This window comes from Limosilactobacillus reuteri subsp. porcinus (assembly GCF_036621895.1).
Lineage (GTDB): Bacteria > Bacillota > Bacilli > Lactobacillales > Lactobacillaceae > Limosilactobacillus > Limosilactobacillus reuteri_J.
On sequence record NZ_LN887337.1, the window covers coordinates 1 to 667 of the forward strand.

Annotated in this window: 1 protein-coding gene; it reads left to right on the plus strand. The window is 37.9% G+C overall.

All coding sequences use genetic code 11. The features are described from left to right. Positions 1 to 165 precede the first annotated feature (165 nt). Positions 166 to 624, plus strand: a complete 459-nt coding sequence (gene tnpA / locus AACL61_RS01525) for an IS200/IS605 family transposase (protein ID WP_003664118.1) — start codon at positions 166 to 168, stop codon at positions 622 to 624. The last annotated feature ends 43 nt before the right edge of the window (positions 625 to 667 follow it).

A 667-nucleotide genomic window follows, 5' to 3' on the forward strand; every position in this document is an offset into this window, starting at 1 on the left:
TTAATGTCTTTAGACCTGGTTGAGTGCGCGAGCAGAGCGAGTGCACGAAACAAAAAACCACCTGCTATGCGGGTGGGCGATAAAAATTATATAAAAAAGGCCTCTTTTGCCTTAAGATGTAGGTGTTCAAGCCAAAGTCAATAAGGGAAAAGAGGTTATATAAATATGGCTAATAAATTAAATAGCTTAGCCCATACGAAGTGGTTATGTAAGTATCACATCGTATTCATACCAAAGTATAGACGTAAAGCGATCTTCAATCAATACCGAAGAGACCTGAGAGATTATATTCGTTTGTTGTGCAAATATAAGGGAGTAGAAATAATTGAAGGTCATATGATGCCAGATCATGTGCACTTGTTAGTAAGTATTCCGCCGAAGCTAAGTGTATCGCAGTTTATGGGATACTTAAAAGGGAAAAGTGCATTAATGATGTTTGATCGACATGCAAACTTAAAATACAAATATGGGAACCGACATTTTTGGGCTGAAGGCTACTATGTAAGTACAGTTGGATTGAATGAATCCACGATAAAGAAGTATATCCGAGATCAAGAGAAACATGATATAGCAATGGATAAGCTAACAAGTGTGGAATATTCAGACCCTTTTAAGGGTAAGTGAGGTAGTACAAACACCGCTTAAAGCGGTGGCAAAGTAGTCAGAG